The sequence below is a fragment of the uncultured Ramlibacter sp. genome, from assembly GCF_936925435.1.
Lineage (GTDB): Bacteria > Pseudomonadota > Gammaproteobacteria > Burkholderiales > Burkholderiaceae_C > Ramlibacter.
This window is the reverse complement of record NZ_CAKZHQ010000050.1, coordinates 68497-85711: the sequence shown is the minus strand read 5'-3', so window position 1 is coordinate 85711 and position 17215 is coordinate 68497. Positions and strand designations below refer to the sequence as shown.

The window sequence follows — 17215 nt, the reverse complement described above, 5'->3', positions numbered from 1 at the left end:
CTTTGCTATCGTTCGGGGAACTTTCACGGACGGACATACCATGGTGTTGATCACCGGCGGCTGCGGCTTCATCGGCTCGGCCTTCGTTTTGCAGTGGTTGGCGCAATCGGGCGAGCCGGTGCTGAATCTGGACCTGCTGACCTACGCCGGCCATCCCGGCAACCTGGCCGCGGTGCAAGGCCGTCCCGGCTATCACTTCACCCATGGCGACATCGGCGACAGCGCCCTGGTGGCCGATCTGCTGCGCACCCATCAGCCCCGCGCCATCGTCCACTTCGCCGCCGAAAGCCATGTGGACCGCTCCATCGCCGGGCCCATGGCTTTTGCCCATACCAATGTGCTGGGCACGCTCAAGCTGCTGGAAGTCACCCTGGCCTGGTGGCGGACGCTGCCGCCGGAGCAGGCGCAAGCCTTTCGCTTCCTGAACATCTCCACCGACGAGGTCTTCGGTTCGCTGGAGGCCGGCGCGGCCGGCTTCACCGAACGCCATCCCTTCGAGCCGAACAGCCCCTACTCCGCCTCCAAGGCGGCGGCCGACCACTTTGTCCGGGCCTGGCACCACACCTACGGCCTGCCGGTGCTGACCACGCATTGCTCCAACAACTACGGCCCGCGCCAGTTCCCGGAGAAGCTGATCCCGCTGATGGTCCACAACGCCCTGGCCGGCAAGCCGCTGCCGGTGTACGGCGACGGCCTGCAGGTGCGCGACTGGCTGCATGTGGACGACCATTGCGCCGCCCTGCGTGCCGTGCTGGCGCAGGGCCGGCCCGGCCAGACCTACAACATCGGCGGCCGCTCGGAGCGGACCAATCTGGCCGTGGTCCACGCCATCTGCGCCAGCCTGGATGCAGTCCGGCCGCGCAGCGATGCCAAGCCCTACGCTGAGCTGATCGCCCATGTGACGGACCGGCCGGGCCATGACAGGCGCTATGCCATCGATGACAGCCGGATCGCCAGCGAGCTCGGCTGGCAGCCCACGGTGCGCTTCGAGGACGGCATCCGCCGGACCGTGGCTTGGTATCTGGACAACCCGGATTGGGTGGCATCGGTCACCAGCGGCAGCTACCGCCAGTGGGTGGAGCAGCAGTACCCGTCCACCGCCACGCCATGAAGCTGCTGCTGCTGGGCGCCGATGGCCAGGTCGGCTGGCGGCTACGCCACAGCCTGGCGGCACTGGGCGAGGTGACCGCACTCTCCAGAAGCAGCCAGGATCTGTGCGGCGACCTGTCCCGGCCCGAGGCCCTGGCGCAGACCGTGCGCCAGCTGCGGCCCGACGTGGTGGTCAACGCCGCCGCCTGGACGGCGGTCGACCAGGCCGAGAGCGAGCCCGACGCGGCCTTCGCCGTCAATGCCACGGCCTGCGAGGTGCTGGCGCGCGAAACCGAGGCGCTGGGCGCCTGGCTGGTGCATTACTCCAGCGACTATGTGTACGACGGCAGCGGCGAGCGTCCCTGGCGCGAAACCGACCCCACAGGCCCCCTCAATACCTACGGGCGCAGCAAACTGGCCGGCGACCTGGCGATCGCCGCGCACAGCACACGCCACCTGGTGTTTCGCACCAGCTGGGTCTGCGACAGCCGGGGCAGCAACTTCCTGCTGTCCATCCTCAAAGCGGCCCAGGCCAGAGGGAGCCTGAGCGTGGTCGCCGACCAGTGGGGAGCGCCAACGCCGGCCGCTTTGATCGCCGACATCACCGCGCTGGCCTTGCAGCGGCTGGGCAGCACACCAGACCCGCAAACGCTTGCCGGCGTCTACCACCTGGCCCCCGAGGGCTTCACCAACTGGCATGCCTATGCAACGCTGGCCGTGCAGGAGGGCCTGGCCTGCGGCATGGCCCTGCGCACGGCGCCGGACAAGTTGCTGCCCATCGCGGCAGCCGACTACCCGGTGCGCGCCGCACGGCCCGCCAATTCGCGCCTTGACACCGCGCGCCTGCGCCAGGCCTTTGGCGTGGCGCTCCCCGCCTGGCAGGACGGTGTTCACGCGCTTGTGGCGCAGATCGTCGCGCAGGCACAATCACCCCACCACTAGCCCCGCACCGCATGCCCACCACAGCCCCGCCGCGCAAAGGCATCATCCTCGCCGGCGGCGCCGGCACCCGGCTCCATCCGGCCACCCTGGCCATCTCCAAGCAGCTGCTGCCGGTCTTCGACAAGCCGATGGTCTACTACCCGCTGGCCACGCTGATGCTGGCCGGCATTCGCGACATCCTGGTCATCAGCACGCCCCAGGACACGCCCCGCTTCGAGCAGCTGCTGGGCGACGGCGCCCAGTGGGGACTGCGCTTTTCCTACGCGGTGCAGCCGTGGCCCGAGGGCCTGGCCCAGGCCTTCCTGATCGGGCGGGAGTTCCTCGCCGGCGCGCCGGTGGCCATGGTGCTGGGCGACAACATCTTTTACGGGCACGACCTGGTCAAGCTGCTGCAGGAGGCCGATGCCGACCGCGAGCACGCGACGGTCTTCGCCTACCACGTCAAGGATCCCCAGCGCTATGGCGTGGTGGCCTTTGACGCCCAGGGCAACGCCACCTCGATCGAGGAAAAGCCGCAGCAGCCCTTGAGCAACTGCGCGGTCACCGGCCTGTATTTCTACGACGCCGGGGTTTGTGACGTCGCCGCGTCCTTGCGGCCCTCGGCCCGGGGCGAGCTGGAAATCACCAGCATCAACCAGCATTACCTGAACCAGGGCCAGCTGCGCGTCAAGACCATGGGCCGCGGCTTCGCCTGGCTGGACACGGGCACGCATGAGAGCCTGCTGGAGGCCGGCCAGTTCATCCACACCCTGGAGCAGCGCCAGGGCCTGAAGGTGGCCTGCCCCGAGGAGATCGCCTGGCGCAACGGCTGGATCACGGACGACCAACTGCTCGCCCTGGCCGCCCCGCTGGGCAAGAGCAGCTATGGCGACTACCTCAGCGCCCTGGTCCGGGGTCCCGGCGCATGGTGAAGCTCACGGCCACCGAACTGCCCGAGGTGCTGGTGGTGGAACCCCGCGTCTTCGGCGACGAGCGCGGATTTTTCACCGAAAGCTGGAACCGCCAGGCCTTCAACGAGGCCATCGGCCAGGTGGTGGACTTCGTGCAGGACAACCACTCCCGCTCGGCCCGCGGCGTGCTGCGCGGCCTGCACTACCAGCTGCAGCGGCCCCAGGGCAAGCTGGTGCGGGTGGTGGCAGGCCGGGTCTTCGACGTGGCGGTCGACCTGCGGCGCAGTTCGCCCCGGCTGGGCCGCTGGACCGGCGTCGAACTGAGCGCCGAGAACCAGCGCCAGCTTTGGATCCCGCCGGGCTTTGCCCACGGCTTCCTGGTGCTGTCGGACAGCGCGGATTTCCTCTACAAGACCACCGAGTACTACCTGCCGGCCGACGAGCGGTCACTGGCCTGGAACGACCCCACGGTGGCGGTAGCCTGGCCGCTCGCCGGGCTGGACGGCCCGCCTGTGCTGTCGGCCAAGGACCTGGCAGCCCTGCCGCTGGCCAGCTGCGAGCTGTACGACTGAGTCCGGCCAGGGGCGACCGGTAAAATCGGCCGCATGAGTGAAGCCCCGCAGCAACCCGGCCTGAACAGCCTGTCCAAATCCTTTGAACCCGCAGCCATCGAGGCCCAGTGGGGTCCCGCATGGGAAGAAAAGGGCTACGCCCGCGCTGGCCACCGCGGCAGCGGCAAGCCACAGGCCGGCGAGCCGGCCTTTTCCATCCAGCTGCCGCCGCCCAATGTCACCGGCACGCTGCACATGGGCCATGCCTTCAACCAGACCATCATGGACAGCCTGACGCGCTACCACCGGATGCGCGGCTTCAACACCCTGTGGGTGCCAGGCACGGACCATGCCGGCATCGCCACCCAGATCGTGGTGGAACGCCAGTTGCAGGAGCACGGCCAGTCGCGCCATGACCTGGGCCGCAAGAACTTCGTCTCGCGCGTGTGGGAATGGAAAGAGAAGTCGGGCAACACCATCACCACCCAGATGCGCCGCATGGGCGACAGCGTGGACTGGTCGCACGAGTACTTCACCATGGACGACAAGCTGTCCACGGTGGTGACCGACACCTTCGTGAAGCTGTACGAGCAGGGCCTGATCTACCGCGGCAAGCGCCTGGTCAACTGGGACCCGGAACTCAAGACCGCGGTCAGCGACCTGGAAGTCGAGAGCGAGGAGGAGGACGGTTTCCTCTGGCACATCCGCTACCCCCTGGTCGAAGGCGAAGGCTCTCTGACCGTGGCCACCACACGCCCCGAAACCATGCTGGGCGACGTCGCCGTCATGGTCCATCCGGAAGACGAGCGCTACAAGCATTTGATCGGCAAGCTGGTGCGCCTGCCGCTGTGCGACCGCGACATTCCGGTGATCGCCGACGACTACGTGGACAAGGAATTCGGCACCGGTGTGGTCAAGGTGACGCCGGCCCATGACCAGAACGACTACGCCGTCGGCCAGCGCCACAAGCTGCCCATGATCGGCGTGCTGACGCTGGACGCCAGGATCAACGACAACGCGCCGGCCAAGTACCGCGGCCTGGACCGCTTCGTTGCCCGCAAGGCGGTTGTGGCCGACCTGGAGGCACTGGGCCTGCTGGTGGAGACCAAGAAGCACAAGCTGATGGTGCCGCGCTGCGCCCGCACCGGTCAGGTGATCGAGCCCATGCTGACCGACCAGTGGTTCGTCGCCATGAGCAAGGTCAGCGAGCAGGATCCTACGGGCAAGTCGATCGCGCAAAAGGCCATCGATGCCGTGCAGTCCGGCGAAGTGAGCTTTGTGCCGGAGAACTGGGTCAACACCTACAACCAGTGGATGAACAACATCCAGGACTGGTGCATTTCGCGCCAGCTCTGGTGGGGCCACCAGATCCCGGCCTGGTACGACGAGGACGGCAAGGTCATCGTCGCGCGCAACGAGGCCGAGGCGCAGGCAAAAGCCCCGGGCAAGCAGCTGCGCCGTGACGAGGACGTGCTGGACACCTGGTACTCCTCGGCCCTGGTGCCGTTTTCCACCATGGGCTGGCCTGAAGCAGCCGAACGCCCTTCCAGTAGCGGAACTGAGGACTACGATCTCTACCTGCCTTCGACCGTGCTGGTGACCGGCTACGACATCATTTTCTTCTGGGTCGCCAGGATGATCATGATGACCACGCACTTCACCGGCCGCGTGCCCTTCCGCCATGTCTACATCCACGGCCTGGTGCGCGACTCGCACGGCAAGAAGATGAGCAAGTCCGAAGGCAATGTGCTGGACCCGGTCGACCTGATCGACGGCATCTCGCTGGCGCCGCTACTGGACAAGCGCACCACCGGCCTGCGCAAGCCCGAGACCGCACCCACGGTGCGCAAGAACACCGAGAAGGAATTCCCGGAAGGCATCCCGGCATTCGGCGCCGATGCCCTGCGCCTGACCTTCGCATCGCTGGCCTCGCTGGGCCGCAGCATCAACTTCGACGTCAAGCGCTGCGAGGGCTACCGCAACTTCTGCAACAAGCTGTGGAACGCCACCCGCTTCAGCCTGATGAACTGCGAGGGCCATGACCTCTCCGAGGCCGGCGCCACGCTGACGCAAGCCGACCACTGGATCATCTCCGCCCTGCAGCGCGCCGAAGCCGATGTGGCCAAGGGCTTTGCCGAATACCGGCTGGACAACGTCGCCAACACGCTCTACCAGTTCGTCTGGGACAGCTTCTGCGACTGGTACCTGGAAATCGCCAAGGTGCAAATCCAGACCGGTGACGCTGACCAGCAGCGCGGCACCCGCCGCACCCTGGTGCGCGTGCTGGAGGCCATCTTGCGCCTGGCCCATCCCATCATCCCCTTCATCACCGAGGAGCTGTGGCAGAAGGTGGCGCCGGTCGCCGGCAAGGAGGGGGACTCCATCAGCATCGCGCCCTACCCCGTCAGCAACGCCGCCGCCATCAACCCCGATGCCGAAGCCCACGTGGCACGCCTGAAGGCCATGGTCGATGCCTGCCGCAACCTGCGCGGTGAGATGAACGTGTCGCCATCGACCCGCCTGCCGCTGTACGCCGTCGGCGATGCGGCCTTTCTGCGCCAGGCGGCGCCGGTGCTGCAGGCCCTGGCCAAGCTGAGCGAAGTCAAGGTGTTCGACGACGAGGCGCTCTGGGCCGCCGCCGCGCAGGCCGCGCCGGTGGCGGTGGCGGGCGAGGCCAAGCTGTGCCTGTACATGGAGATCGACGTGGCCGCGGAGAAAGCCCGCGTGGGCAAGGAAGTGGCGCGCCTGCAGGGCGAACTGGCCAAGGCCAACGGCAAGCTGGCCAACGAGGCCTTTGTTGCCAAGGCGCCGCCTGCGGTGATCGAGCAGGAGCGCAAGCGCATCGCCGACTTCAGCGCCACCCTGTCCAAGCTGCATGAGCAGCTGCAGCGCCTGGGCTGACTCCGGTTGCTATCGTTTCAGTAGCAACCCAGGTCCATTGAACGGGGGCCAGGGGCCGATTTCCTCAGCGAATGATGAACTGCGGCTCACCCGGCCGGCCGGCGCCGCCAGCGGCGCCTGATGCCAGCTCCATCGGGCCGCTGGGCAACTGGTCGATGCTGGAATGGCGTTGCGTCGACAGCGTCTCATGGATGCGGTGGGCCACATACCAGCTGGCCCGCAGGCGCGACTCACGGGTGTGCGAGCCCAGGCGCGGCGTCAGAAACAGGTTGCTGGCCTCGTGCAGCGGCGTGCCCTTGGAGGCGAAACCCGCTTCTGCACCATCGAGCATGCAGGCGTCGATGCGGCCATCGGACAGCGCGCGCGCCAGTGCCGCTTGGTCGAACAGGCCCGAGCGGCTGATGCCCACCCAGACCTGGCCGGGCTTGCAATGGGCCAGCATCTTGTCGTTGATGAAGCCCTGGTAGCGCGAGGCGTACATCACCTGTGCGGAGATGGCATCGGAACTGGCCATCAGCTCCTGCAGGCTCACCGGCTGCACCTGCAGGCGCGACCAGATCGGTGCCGTGTGGTGCACCGCCGGGTCATAACCAATCAGCTTGGCGCCCAGGGAATGCAGCATCAGGGCCAGCGTGTGGGCAGTGGGCGCCAGGCCCAGAATGCCGATCACGCTGCCATTGAGTTCGCGGCCCATGCGGATGTCGGCATGGCGCTCACCGTTAAGCGCCATGCCGATCCCGCGGCGGAACATCAACAGCAAACCGGCCAGCAAATACTCGGCGTTGGAGCGCACGTTGGCTGTGCTCGCCTGGACGACGCGCACCCCGCGTTCGCGGCAGGCCTCCAGGTCGGTGTTGTCCGTACCCACATGCATGCGTGCCACGGCCTTGAGCATGGGCGCGAAGTCGAGGAACTCTCGCGTCACGACGGCCTTGCGCGGCAGCACCACTGCCTGCACCTTGTAAATGGCCTTGCGCAGGGAGCCCGGGTCGGCGGCGAGCTCCGGACGGTACTCCAGCGAGTGGCGGGACTCCAACCAGGCAAGAGCCTCAGGAACCAGCCGATCGAGAAGGAGGATGTCCACCCTGAATTCGTCCTTGTCTGACAAAAGGTTGAGCGGTTATGCTGACGCGTGGCCGCCAAACTGTGAAAAACTTGGCAAACTGTAACTAGAAACCTAGAGAGCGTCGATGACAAAAGTCACAAAGATTACCAAGGCCGTTTTCCCCGTGGCGGGGCTGGGAACCCGTTTCCTCCCAGCCACCAAGGCGCAGCCCAAAGAGATGCTGCCCATCGTCGACAAGCCTCTGATCCAGTACGCTGTGGAAGAGGCTTACGAGGCCGGCATTCGCCACATGATCTTCGTCACCGGCCGCAACAAACGTGCCATCGAAGACCACTTCGACACGGCCTACGAACTGGAGAGCGAACTGGAGGCCGGCAAGAAGCACGAATTGCTGGCGCTGGTGCGCTCGCTGCAGCCCGAAGGCATGGCTTGCACCTTCGTGCGCCAGCCGCGTTCCCTGGGCCTGGGCCATGCGGTGCTGTGTGCCCAGCCCCTGGTGGGTGACGAGCCTTTCGCCGTGCTGCTGGCCGACGACCTGATGACCGGCGCCGATGGAGGCCCTTCGGTGCTGGCCCAGATGGTGGAGGTATACGACCGGGTCGGCACTTCGGTGCTGGCGGTGCAGGAAGTTCCACTGGACCATGTCAAACGCTACGGCATCGTAGCCGGCACGCCGGCCGGTGACAACCTGGTCAAGGTCAACCAGATGGTGGAAAAGCCGGACCCGGACCAGGCCCCGTCACGCCTGGGCGTGGCCGGCCGCTACATCCTGACGCCCGGGGTTTTCGAAAATATCCGCAAGCAGCCGCGTGGCGCGGGCGGGGAAATCCAGCTGACTGACGGCATCGCCGGCCTGATGGCCACGGAAGGCGTGCATGCTTACAGCTACCAGGGCAAGCGCTATGACTGCGGCAGCAAGCGGGGCTTCCTGCAGGCGACCGTGGAGTTTGCGTTGAAGCACCCTGAAGTGGGGCCCGACTTCCAGGCCTACCTCAAGACCCTGAGCTGAGTGCCTACCTGCGGCGCAGGATGTGAATGAATTCCTCGCCCAGGCTCTGCTGCTCGACCAGCTCGTTGCCGGTCTGCTTGGCAAAGGCCTGGAAGTCGCGCACCGAACCGGCGTCGGTGGCCACCACTTTGAGCAGTTGTCCCGCATGCATGTCCGTCAGGGCCTTCTTGGCCTTGAGGATGGGCAGGGGGCAGTTCAGGCCGCGGGTGTCGATTTCCTTGTCGATGTGCATCGTATGTCCTCAGGGCCTTGATTCTAGGAGGGCTCAGTCGCGCTTGGGAAACTCGATGAAGGCGGGCTCCTGGCCCCGGCTGCGCAACCAGTCCGCCAGCGCATAGCCGGTGCCTGCCGGCCAGCATTTGACGGCGTCATAGGCATAGAGCTTGTAATCCACCAGCTCCGGTGAGAGCTTGACCTCGCCGTCGGCCACCGCGTGGTAGGCAATGATGACCTGGTTCATGCGTTGGAAGTCGTAGACGCCGATCAGGTTGAGTTCGCTGGTGTCCAGGTTGGTTTCTTCCTTGATCTCGCGCGCAATGCCTTCCTTGGGCGACTCGCCCGCCTCCATGAAGCCGGTGATCAACGCATACATCTTGCCCGGCCAGGCGGCATTGCGCGCCAGCAGGATCTGGTCGCGGTACTGGATGACGGCCGCCAGCACCGGCGTGGGATTGTTCCAGTGGGTCCAGCCGCAACCGGTGCAGCGCAGGCGCTGCTTCTCGCCGCCGTCTTCCAGCTGCGCCACCCATGCCAGCGCAGTGGCGCAGGCCGGGCAAAACTTGTAGGCCTGCGTCACGCCGGGAACACCCCGGTGGACAGATAGCGGTCGCCGCGGTCGCAAACCACGAACACAATTGTCGCGTTTTCGACCTTTTTGGCGACCTGCTGCGCCACCCAGCAGGCACCGGCGGCAGAGATGCCGGCGAAGATGCCTTCCTCGCGCGCCAGCCGGCGGCACATGTCCTCGGCGTCGTCCTGGCGCACCGGGACCATCTCGTCCACGCACGAGGGATCGTAAATCTTGGGCAGGTACTCCTCGGGCCACTTGCGGATACCGGGGATGCGCGAACCTTCGCTGGGCTCTGCACCGATGATGCGCACGGCCGGGTTGTTTTCCTTGAGGAAGCGGGACACTCCGGTGATGGTGCCGGTGGTGCCCATGGCGCTGACGAAATGGGTGATGCGACCGTCGGTCTGCTCCCACAGCTCCGGCCCGGTCGTCTCGTAGTGGATGCGCGGGTTGTCCGGATTGGCGAACTGGTCCAGCACTCGGCCCTTGCCCTCGCGCTGCATGTTCTCGGCCAGGTCGCGGGCGTACTCCATGCCGCCGCTCTTGGGCGTGAGCATCAGCTCGGCGCCGAAAGCCTTCATGGTCTGGGCCCGCTCGATCGACAGGTCCTCGGGCATGATCAACACCATGCGGTAGCCCTTGATGGCCGCCGCCATGGCCAGGGCGATGCCGGTGTTGCCGGAGGTGGCCTCGATCAGCGTGTCGCCCGGCTTGATGTCGCCACGCTCCTCGGCGCGCTGGATCATCGACAGAGCCGGCCTGTCCTTGACCGAGCCAGCCGGGTTGTTGCCTTCCAGCTTGCCCAAAATCACATTGCCGCGCTGCGTGTTCTCTGTCGCGCCGATGCGCTGCAACGCCACCAGAGGTGTCTTGCCGATGGCGTCTTCGATGGTGGGGTAAGTCATGGCACTACTTTGCCATAACCTGGCGAAAGGATTCTGGTTCAGATTATTTCAGGTTAACCTCGACCTGAGCGGTACGGGTCGCGATCTCGAATAAAAAGGTCACGGCAGTTCTTGTATGCAAAGAGAGAATCGGAATGCAGTTTCGTCTAGATATCAACGGCCTGCGAGCCATCGCAGTCTTGGCCGTCCTGTTGTTTCACTTCAAGATACCGGGCTTCAAAGGCGGATTCATCGGAGTCGATGTCTTCTTTGTCATCTCCGGCTTCCTGATGACCCGCATCATTGTCGGGCGGATCGAGAAGGGGAATTTCGGCGTCCTGGATTTCTACCGGGCACGTGCCGTGCGGATCGTGCCGGCTCTATTGGCAATGTGTCTTTTCGTTCTGGGCTGGGCGTGGTTCTACTTGATGCCTCAGGACTACGAGCTCCTGGCAAAGCACGCCCTAGGCAGCGTGACCTTCCTCTCCAACATCGCATATTGGTCGGAAGCCAGCTACTTCGCCGAAACGGCATATGGGAAATGGCTGCTTCACACATGGTCGCTGTCCCTCGAATGGCAGTTCTACCTGCTATATCCATTGCTGATCGCTGCGCTTGTAAAGCTCTTCAAAAGCAACATGCGGGCCCTGCGGATGTGGATATGCCTGCTTTTTGTAATTTCGTTAGCGTGCAGCATACTAATGACCCCGCGATCCTCCTCCGCGGCGTTCTTCCTTCTTCCGAGCCGCGCCTGGGAGATGCTGGCCGGAGGGCTCGTCTGCCTCTACCCGTTGCAACTGAAGCCGCGCTGGAAACTGCCTGTAGAAGTCACCGGCATCCTGCTTATTGGCGCGAGCATCGCCCTGTTCCATCCGAACCACGCATGGCCCGGATGGCGCGCGCTCGGCCCCGTCGTCGGGTGCGTCCTTGTGCTGGCTGCTGCCAGCCAGCGGTCGCTGCTCGCATCGATGCCCTTCCAGTGGCTCGGGAACATCTCCTATTCGGTGTACCTGTGGCATTGGCCAGTGGTTGTCGCCCTCCACTATTTTTCCAAGCTGCATGATCCCTTGTTGGTTGTCGCGGGAATTTTCCTGTCCGTCGCTGCAGGCTGGCTGTCATACCGATTTGTCGAACTGCCGACACAACATGCGATGCGGCAAAGAGCATCGGATTCGAGAGTGCGCAAAGGTATCGGCCCGGCGCCGATTGCCGGCATCTTTGCCGCGTTAGTCCTCGCAGGAGGGGCAATGGTCTTCGCAAAAGAGAGCTTCATGCCTTTGCCACCAGAAGCGCGGCGGCTCATCAGCCAGACGAACGCCGACACCCGCGAACCAATGCGGGGAGGGTTCTGCTTCTTGACGTCAGAGTCAAATGACATGCGCAAGTTGATGAATGGCCCATGCCTGCGCATCGTTCCTGGACGGGTCAATACACTTTTGATAGGTGACAGCCATGCGGCTCATTTTTGGGCCGGATTGGCAGACACTTTGCCCAACGCCAACGTTCTTCAAGCAACAGCCAGCGGATGTGTTCCTGTCGTGGGAGCAAGCGGTGCACCTCGATGCACCGCGCTGATGGAGGAGATTTTTTCCAAATTCATTCCGCAACACAAAGGGGAGATCGATGCGGTCATCCTGTCCGGCCGATGGAAGGCTACAGACGGACCCCGCCTGATCGAGACAATTCAACAAATCAGGCAAAGCATCCCCACCGTGTATGTATTTGGCCCCATTGCCGAATATGACTTGCCCCTTCCGTCCCTTCTGGCCCGGGGCGTGTACTTCAAGAATCCCGATTTGCACAAGGAATTTTTGGTGCCCGACCGGAAAATATTGGACCATTCAATGGAGGCATCCCTTGCCGGATCTGGGGCAACCTACATTTCCGTCTACGACAAGATTTGCCCCATCGGTGGAGAGTGCGCCACCCTCGATCACAATGGCATGCCATTGCAGTTCGACTATGGGCATCTCACTCGCTATGGCGCGGGAATCGTTGTACGAAGCATGATGGGGCAGTCGACTCTGGGCCGTTGACGCACGCGACAACTCGCGGGCTTGCTTGCAAACTGTTTGGTGAAGTTGGCAAACGAAGCGGACTCAAAATTCCCGTTCGTACGGCATGGCAATTGGCCTCGAGCCTCTGGGTTGTTGCCTGCCGGCTTTCCCAAGATGACGTTGCCGCGTTGCGCATTTTCTGTTGCGCCAGTGTGCAGCAGAGCCACCAGGGATGCTTTGACAATGGTGGTGATCGAGGCGTTGCCGAAGAACACCGGGATTCTGCTGCTGACGCTCCATCGCTCAAGAGAGGCAGAGACACAACAGTTGATCTTTCGGCCTTTTCTACTCGGATTCAGGCTGCGATCAAGTCATTGCCAACGCTCCGGTACATCGAGGCAAGCGTCACATTTCCGCGTCATTCAATAGCGACTTGGCGAGACATCCTTGCCATGCCATTTCCGCCGCCGCATCGCAGAGGCCGGCCTTTGACCGCGATCCACCAAGTTGGGCAGTTGAAATAACGGCTCAAGCGCTTCGCTGGATCTTCAAGATGAACTTCATCGATCGTCGCTCAACCCATCGATAGGAGAAATGGGCGGCTACAAGCGACATGCCGATCACGCAGATGAAAGACAGAGCGAACACCATCGGCGTCAGAGGCACGGAGAGCTTTCCAAGCACGATGGTCACTGGTCTGACAATGAACATATGAACAAGGTACAGGCTGTAGGAGCAATCACCGATCGACGCAAATAGCGCTGAGTACGCCCCCCCCTGCTTGCCCTCCTGCGGTCTCGCAAGAATGAGCGCGGCGTTCAGACCGAGGGCGGGAATGGCCCACCCCCAGATGCGAACCGGATCGGGATGAAGCACCGCATACGTGACCCATCAAAAAACACTGATGGCGATGAGCGCCTTCGACGCAAAAGCACTTAGAAAAAACTCTCGAAGGCGTAGTTGCGCGAGCACAATACCCAAAGCGAATTCGAGGATGATCAGCGAAAAGAGATACTCGAGCGGGGCGCTGAATTCGAATACTCTACCCGCAAAGACGCACACCAGCAGTAGCAGTAGCAGTAGCAGTAGCAGTAGCAGTAGCAGTAGCAGTAGCAGTAGCAGTAGCGGTAGCGGTAGCGGTAGCGGTAGCGTAATCCGCCAACTCGCGCGAGACCACAAGAGGCCGACTGCCATGAGGCAATAAAAGAACACCTCATAGTTCAATGTCCATCCCAGGCCCAGCACCGGCTGAATGCGTAGGATTTAACGATGTATTCGACAGTCATGGCACTATTGCGGCGCTGCGCCGGGACAAGAAGCGCGATGGCCAGGGCAAGCGTCGTATAGAACCAGTAAGTAGGGACGATGCGAGCCACGCGGTGTCGAATGAACTCCGAGATTCGCGGCCTGGACGCTTGCAGCGCCCAAGTGATGATGACGCCACTGATGATGAAGAAAAGATCAACCCCAGCTTGGCCCCCTTGGGCGATACGGTTGAGAAAGCTGTCATCGTTCAACGCGTAGAAGTGCAGCCCCTCGAGCACGGCGTGGTGACATACCACCGCGAGCGCGGCAACGGCGCGCAAAATTTGCAGTGATCTGATCTGCTTGGTATTTGTATCCATCTGCTTGAGACTGCCTTAAAAGGCACGAGCCCTTTTAAGGTAGTCAAACTCGCCACAACACATGCGATAATTCGCGCGCTTACTCTTGGCCGGAGTGGTGAAATTGGTAGACGCAGGGGACTCAAAATCCCCCGCCGCAAGGCGTGCCGGTTCGATTCCGGCCTCCGGCACCACCGCATCTGTCACGGGGGCCACCGCGTTCCCGGCACCCGGTGCAAATCCCATTGCGAACCATGCCACGTCCTGTAGTGGCGCCTTGGCATCAGGCGCTCAACCTGGAATCACGCCCACATCTTGGCAACACAGCCTCATAAAAAAACCCGCCGATGGCGGGTTTTTTGCGAGAGGGCGAAGCCTCGGGATCAGCTACCGGTGGGGGCAGTGATTGTCACCGTGCCGACCACTTGACCATTCACCGTCACCACGCCAAGGGGGCTGATGGCAATGGTCACCGTAGCAGGCAAGGACAAAAGGGTTCCAAGGCGAAGCCGAACGGCCGCAGGCACGGCAACATTGTTAGCCGCGGTGCCTACCGTTTCGATTGTGATGCTGCAGGGGTTGATTCTGACACTGCTTCCCACCGTCAGCGGACTTCCAGGTTCGGTGAACGAAGATGCCCCGAAAGTGAAAATGCAGGAGCCGAAAGTCGTCGCGCCGGTGGCCGCGCCGCCAGCAGCACCGATCGTGAATGCCGAGCCGGCCCGGAACGTCAGGGTCGTCGGCCCGGTCGTTCCGAAATCGGGCACGCCCGATTCGAATGAAAAAGGCACATTCGCGACGGCATCCGCGACTGCAGGATTGACCGCAACCGTGGTATTGGTCGTCGCCACGGGCGCTGGCGTGATACCGCCAGCGCCAGAGTCGCTACCGCCACCACAAGAAACCACCAGCGGGACCACCGCAGACAGCAACGCCCACTTCCAGCCAATACTCTTGATCATTGCGACCCCTTCCGTTTCGTAACAAATTGAATAACGCGAGTATCCCAGAATTGACACCGGCATGAAAGCCCCTGAAATCAGAAACTGGATACACAGTGCAATTGTTGCTCTATCTCTCCAACGCAGCTACCATCCAGACGTAACTAAATCTCTTTCTTCGACGTCCAAAATGGTGCAGCCCGTTTGGACCTATCTCGCTGTGTCCAGATACCCCCTCCGATTCGCAGCTGCAGCCGTGCTTGCCTTGGCTTCAAGTGCCCATGCCGTCGACACCACTCTTGTGCAAGCAGGATTCACTGGTGTTGGCATCACACCCAACGCGCGCGTTCTACGGTGGGGCACGCTTGGCTTGGCCTATGACAATCAGCTCCCTGGCTTTCCCAATCCCAAGGGCCACAACCTGGTCGCGGGAATAGGCCTGTTTCCCGGCCTGGAAATCAGCGGCAGGATCGCATCGAACGATCTGAATTCGAACTGTTTCGCGCCACCCGGTTGCCAGGCACGGGACCTGTCCGCCAACGCCAAAATTGCCCTCCCTTTGGACGCCAATGGCAAATGGCACATCGCGGGCGGCGCCACGGACGCTGGCGGCGAAATCAACTTCGTGAACACGGTGTATGGCGTCCTGACGTACTCAACGGACTTCTTCGACGCCAGCGCGGGGGCTGCCAAACGCAGGAATACAACACGCGCGCGTCCAGGCTCACCGCTGAACGGCGTCTTTGGCAACGTCGTGGCGCAACCACTGCCCTGGCTGCAGGGCCACCTGGAATACTCGGACAACAATGCTTGGGCCGGCGCGAAGTTGCTCGCCCCCACCGGCTGGCTCCCGCAAGGATGGAATGCTTTTGCCGGCGTTAACTTCCGGCTTAACGACAACCGTCACACCGAAAAATCCTGGGCCACAGTGGGCCTGACCATCCCTCTTTATGCCGTCCCAAGACTGCCAGACGCCGGCCCGAAAGCCGAGCCCATAGCGCTGTTGCCAAATCAGGCGGCTGAGCCGAGTTACCCAGCCACCGTCTTGCCGCCGGTATTGCAGCAACTGGCGCCACCTGCTCCGCCCGCTTCCCAAGCGCCCCCCTCCGAGGAAGATTTCCGCGTCCTAGCCATCGCGCTTGAGGAAAAGGGGCTTGAAGACATCTCCGTCGGCCGACTGCCGGACGGCGGCATTGCCGTGCGCGCCAACAACGCCACTTACAACTGGAATGCGCTCGACGCAATGGGCGTGGCATTGGGTCTGATATCCCGCCAATTCGGGAGCAGCTCGCTCAGTTACCGCATCGTGCTCACCCAGCGCCAGCTACCCTTCGTTGGAGTGACCGGGCAGACCAACTGCCTGAAGGACTGGATCGACGGACGGGCGACCACCTGCACTGCCGGGCAGCTGTTCAGCGCCGGCAGCGGCGACCTGGACGAGTTGCATTCCGGGGTGACCTGGACCATCCGCGAACAGGCAGGCAGCTGGAAGACTGTGCGAGTGGGCTTGTCGCCTGTCCTGCGCACTGCGGTGGCGACGGAGGTTGGCGTTTTTGATTACTCCCTGGGCCTGCGAGCGGCTTTCCAGCTACCGTTGTGGCAGGGCGCGGTCGGCGAAATCCGGCAGGTAGTGCCGGTGGCCAATTCCAGCAATTTCTCCGACACGGGGATCTATTCCGGCCGTCGGATTCGCAGCAGGATCGATCGCGCGTTGTTCAGTCAGGCGGTGCGTGTCCCGATCGGGATGTGGACTGGCGCCAGCCCAGCGCAGGCCACCAAATGGGGCTTGTCCTCTGTGGTTGCACAAGTCCATGCCGGCCGCATCAACGATTACTATGATGGGGCAATGGGCGAGTTGCGATGGGAACCCGGCGAGGGACGCTATCGCATCGCCGCGCAGGCCGGATGGTTCACCATGGCCGACTACCATCAGCCGGTCAAGCGCGCCGGGGTCTTGTACGAGCCAAAGGTGGCGACGCCGATATTGGCCTCCTATCGATATAGCTTGATGCGTACGCGCACCGACTTCGAGGCAACTGGCGGCCGCTTCATGAACCGCGACACGGGCGTCCAACTCGGTATGACCCAGTGGTTCAGTGATGTGGCGGTGAGCGTCTACTATCGGCACACCACGCTGGACCCAATTCCGGCACGCCAGTTCGTCGGCGTCACCCTGTCCCTGCCTCTGGGCCCGCGCAAAGACATGAGTCCCGGCAAACTTGTCCAGGTCACGGGGACGCCTCGTTTTGGTCATAGCCTGGAAACGGTGGTCGGACGCTCCAATCTGGTCAGCCCTGGCTACGGAGTACTTCCTGATGTGCCCGATCTCGACTCGATCCACAATTCGGACCGTGCGAGCCTGCTTTATTTCGAGGACAACATGCGGCGCATTCGGGATGCGGCTCGCTAGTGTGGCAATTCGATACTTGTTGGCGTCGAATTTCCCGCAAACTGGGCATTTGTCCGGATTTGAACGTGGCATACCCGCGCAAATGGCAAGTCCATCCGTTACATTTTTGGTACGCAGCTACGGTCTGGCGATATCGCAACA

Annotated in this window: 14 protein-coding genes and 1 tRNA gene; 9 read left to right on the top strand and 6 right to left on the bottom strand. The window is 63.0% G+C overall.

The genetic code is table 11. The features are described 5' to 3' along the window. Window positions 1–40 precede the first annotated feature (40 nt). From rfbB to Q0632_RS20665, 5 genes are read left to right on the top strand one after another with little or no spacing between them, the layout of a single operon-like run. Window positions 41–1111 (top strand): dTDP-glucose 4,6-dehydratase, encoded by a 1071-nt coding sequence (rfbB, locus tag Q0632_RS20685; RefSeq protein WP_298933770.1) that lies wholly within the window; start codon window positions 41–43, stop codon window positions 1109–1111. Next, complete coding sequence (gene rfbD / locus Q0632_RS20680; protein ID WP_298933769.1) at window positions 1108–2031, top strand: dTDP-4-dehydrorhamnose reductase; 924 nt, start codon at window positions 1108–1110, stop codon at window positions 2029–2031. Before rfbB ends, rfbD begins: the two co-directional genes overlap by 4 nt. Window positions 2032–2042: 11 nt before the next feature. After that, window positions 2043–2942 (top strand): glucose-1-phosphate thymidylyltransferase RfbA, encoded by a 900-nt coding sequence (gene rfbA / locus Q0632_RS20675; protein ID WP_298933768.1) that lies wholly within the window; start codon window positions 2043–2045, stop codon window positions 2940–2942. Further along, window positions 2939–3493, top strand: coding sequence for a dTDP-4-dehydrorhamnose 3,5-epimerase (gene rfbC / locus Q0632_RS20670; RefSeq protein WP_298933871.1), 555 nt, complete (start codon window positions 2939–2941; stop codon window positions 3491–3493). Before rfbA ends, rfbC begins: the two co-directional genes overlap by 4 nt. Window positions 3494–3526: 33 nt before the next feature. Next, the gene (locus Q0632_RS20665; protein WP_298933767.1) at window positions 3527–6373 is read left to right on the top strand and encodes a valine--tRNA ligase; all 2847 of its coding nucleotides are present in this window, start codon (window positions 3527–3529) and stop codon (window positions 6371–6373) included. A gap of 64 nt (window positions 6374–6437) precedes the next feature. Here the strand turns inward: Q0632_RS20665 and Q0632_RS20660 are convergent, their stop codons facing one another. Further along, window positions 6438–7457 (bottom strand): NAD(P)-dependent oxidoreductase, encoded by a 1020-nt coding sequence (locus tag Q0632_RS20660; RefSeq protein WP_298933766.1) that lies wholly within the window; start codon window positions 7455–7457, stop codon window positions 6438–6440. Window positions 7458–7563: 106 nt separating this feature from the next. On the opposite strand from Q0632_RS20660, the gene galU reads away from it, so the two are divergent. Continuing rightward, a complete protein-coding gene (gene galU / locus Q0632_RS20655) occupies window positions 7564–8448 on the top strand; it encodes a UTP--glucose-1-phosphate uridylyltransferase GalU (RefSeq protein WP_298933765.1) in 885 nt (294 codons plus the stop codon). Between the two features lie 4 nt (window positions 8449–8452). Here the strand turns inward: galU and Q0632_RS20650 are convergent, their stop codons facing one another. Genes Q0632_RS20650 through cysM form a run of 3 tightly spaced genes read right to left on the bottom strand, consistent with a single transcriptional unit; the run spans window position 8453 to window position 10143 of the window. Beyond that, on the bottom strand, window positions 8453–8680 hold the full coding sequence (locus Q0632_RS20650; protein ID WP_298933764.1) for a sulfurtransferase TusA family protein: 228 nt from the start codon (window positions 8678–8680) through the stop codon (window positions 8453–8455). Between the two features lie 33 nt (window positions 8681–8713). After that, window positions 8714–9244: an NUDIX hydrolase gene (locus Q0632_RS20645; RefSeq protein WP_298933763.1), complete on the bottom strand. Its 531-nt coding sequence runs from the start codon at window positions 9242–9244 to the stop codon at window positions 8714–8716. After that, window positions 9241–10143: a cysteine synthase CysM gene (cysM, locus tag Q0632_RS20640; RefSeq protein ID WP_298933762.1), complete on the bottom strand. Its 903-nt coding sequence runs from the start codon at window positions 10141–10143 to the stop codon at window positions 9241–9243. Before cysM ends, Q0632_RS20645 begins: the two co-directional genes overlap by 4 nt. Before the next feature lie 134 nt (window positions 10144–10277). On the opposite strand from cysM, the gene Q0632_RS20635 reads away from it, so the two are divergent. Further along, window positions 10278–12158: an acyltransferase family protein gene (locus Q0632_RS20635; protein WP_298933761.1), complete on the top strand. Its 1881-nt coding sequence runs from the start codon at window positions 10278–10280 to the stop codon at window positions 12156–12158. 1181 nt (window positions 12159–13339) lie between these two features. On the opposite strand, the gene Q0632_RS20630 is transcribed toward Q0632_RS20635, so the two are convergent. After that, complete coding sequence (locus Q0632_RS20630; protein ID WP_298933760.1) at window positions 13340–13744, bottom strand: acyltransferase; 405 nt, start codon at window positions 13742–13744, stop codon at window positions 13340–13342. An 88-nt stretch (window positions 13745–13832) separates the two neighbouring features. Between Q0632_RS20630 and Q0632_RS20625 the strand changes: the two genes are divergently transcribed. Further along, a tRNA-Leu gene (locus tag Q0632_RS20625) sits at window positions 13833–13917 on the top strand. Window positions 13918–14106: 189 nt separating this feature from the next. Here the strand turns inward: Q0632_RS20625 and Q0632_RS20620 are convergent. Continuing rightward, entirely contained in the window at window positions 14107–14748 is a 642-nt protein-coding gene (locus Q0632_RS20620) for a hypothetical protein (protein ID WP_298933759.1), read from the bottom strand. Here Q0632_RS20620 and Q0632_RS20615 point away from each other — a divergent pair. Beyond that, window positions 14747–17074, top strand: a complete 2328-nt coding sequence (locus tag Q0632_RS20615; protein WP_298933758.1) for a YjbH domain-containing protein — start codon at window positions 14747–14749, stop codon at window positions 17072–17074. The genes Q0632_RS20620 and Q0632_RS20615 overlap by 2 nt on opposite strands. The last annotated feature ends 141 nt before the right edge of the window (window positions 17075–17215 follow it).

What these genes read in the sequence shown, in the direction of transcription:
- rfbB (WP_298933770.1), top strand. Translation starts at nt 41, where the DNA reads ATGGTGTTGATCACCGGCGGCTGCGGCTTCATCGGCTCGGCCTTCGTT.
- rfbD (WP_298933769.1), top strand. Translation starts at nt 1,108, where the DNA reads ATGAAGCTGCTGCTGCTGGGCGCCGATGGCCAGGTCGGCTGGCGGCTA.
- rfbA (WP_298933768.1), top strand. Translation starts at nt 2,043, where the DNA reads ATGCCCACCACAGCCCCGCCGCGCAAAGGCATCATCCTCGCCGGCGGC.
- Q0632_RS20665 (WP_298933767.1), top strand. Translation starts at nt 3,527, where the DNA reads ATGAGTGAAGCCCCGCAGCAACCCGGCCTGAACAGCCTGTCCAAATCC.
- galU (WP_298933765.1), top strand. Translation starts at nt 7,564, where the DNA reads ATGACAAAAGTCACAAAGATTACCAAGGCCGTTTTCCCCGTGGCGGGG.
- Q0632_RS20650 (WP_298933764.1), bottom strand. Translation starts at nt 8,680, where the DNA reads ATGCACATCGACAAGGAAATCGACACCCGCGGCCTGAACTGCCCCCTG.
- cysM (WP_298933762.1), bottom strand. Translation starts at nt 10,143, where the DNA reads ATGACTTACCCCACCATCGAAGACGCCATCGGCAAGACACCTCTGGTG.
- Q0632_RS20635 (WP_298933761.1), top strand. Translation starts at nt 10,278, where the DNA reads ATGCAGTTTCGTCTAGATATCAACGGCCTGCGAGCCATCGCAGTCTTG.
- Q0632_RS20630 (WP_298933760.1), bottom strand. Translation starts at nt 13,744, where the DNA reads ATGGATACAAATACCAAGCAGATCAGATCACTGCAAATTTTGCGCGCC.
- Q0632_RS20615 (WP_298933758.1), top strand. Translation starts at nt 14,747, where the DNA reads ATGAAAGCCCCTGAAATCAGAAACTGGATACACAGTGCAATTGTTGCT.
- Q0632_RS20620 (WP_298933759.1), bottom strand. Translation starts at nt 14,748, where the DNA reads ATGCCGGTGTCAATTCTGGGATACTCGCGTTATTCAATTTGTTACGAA.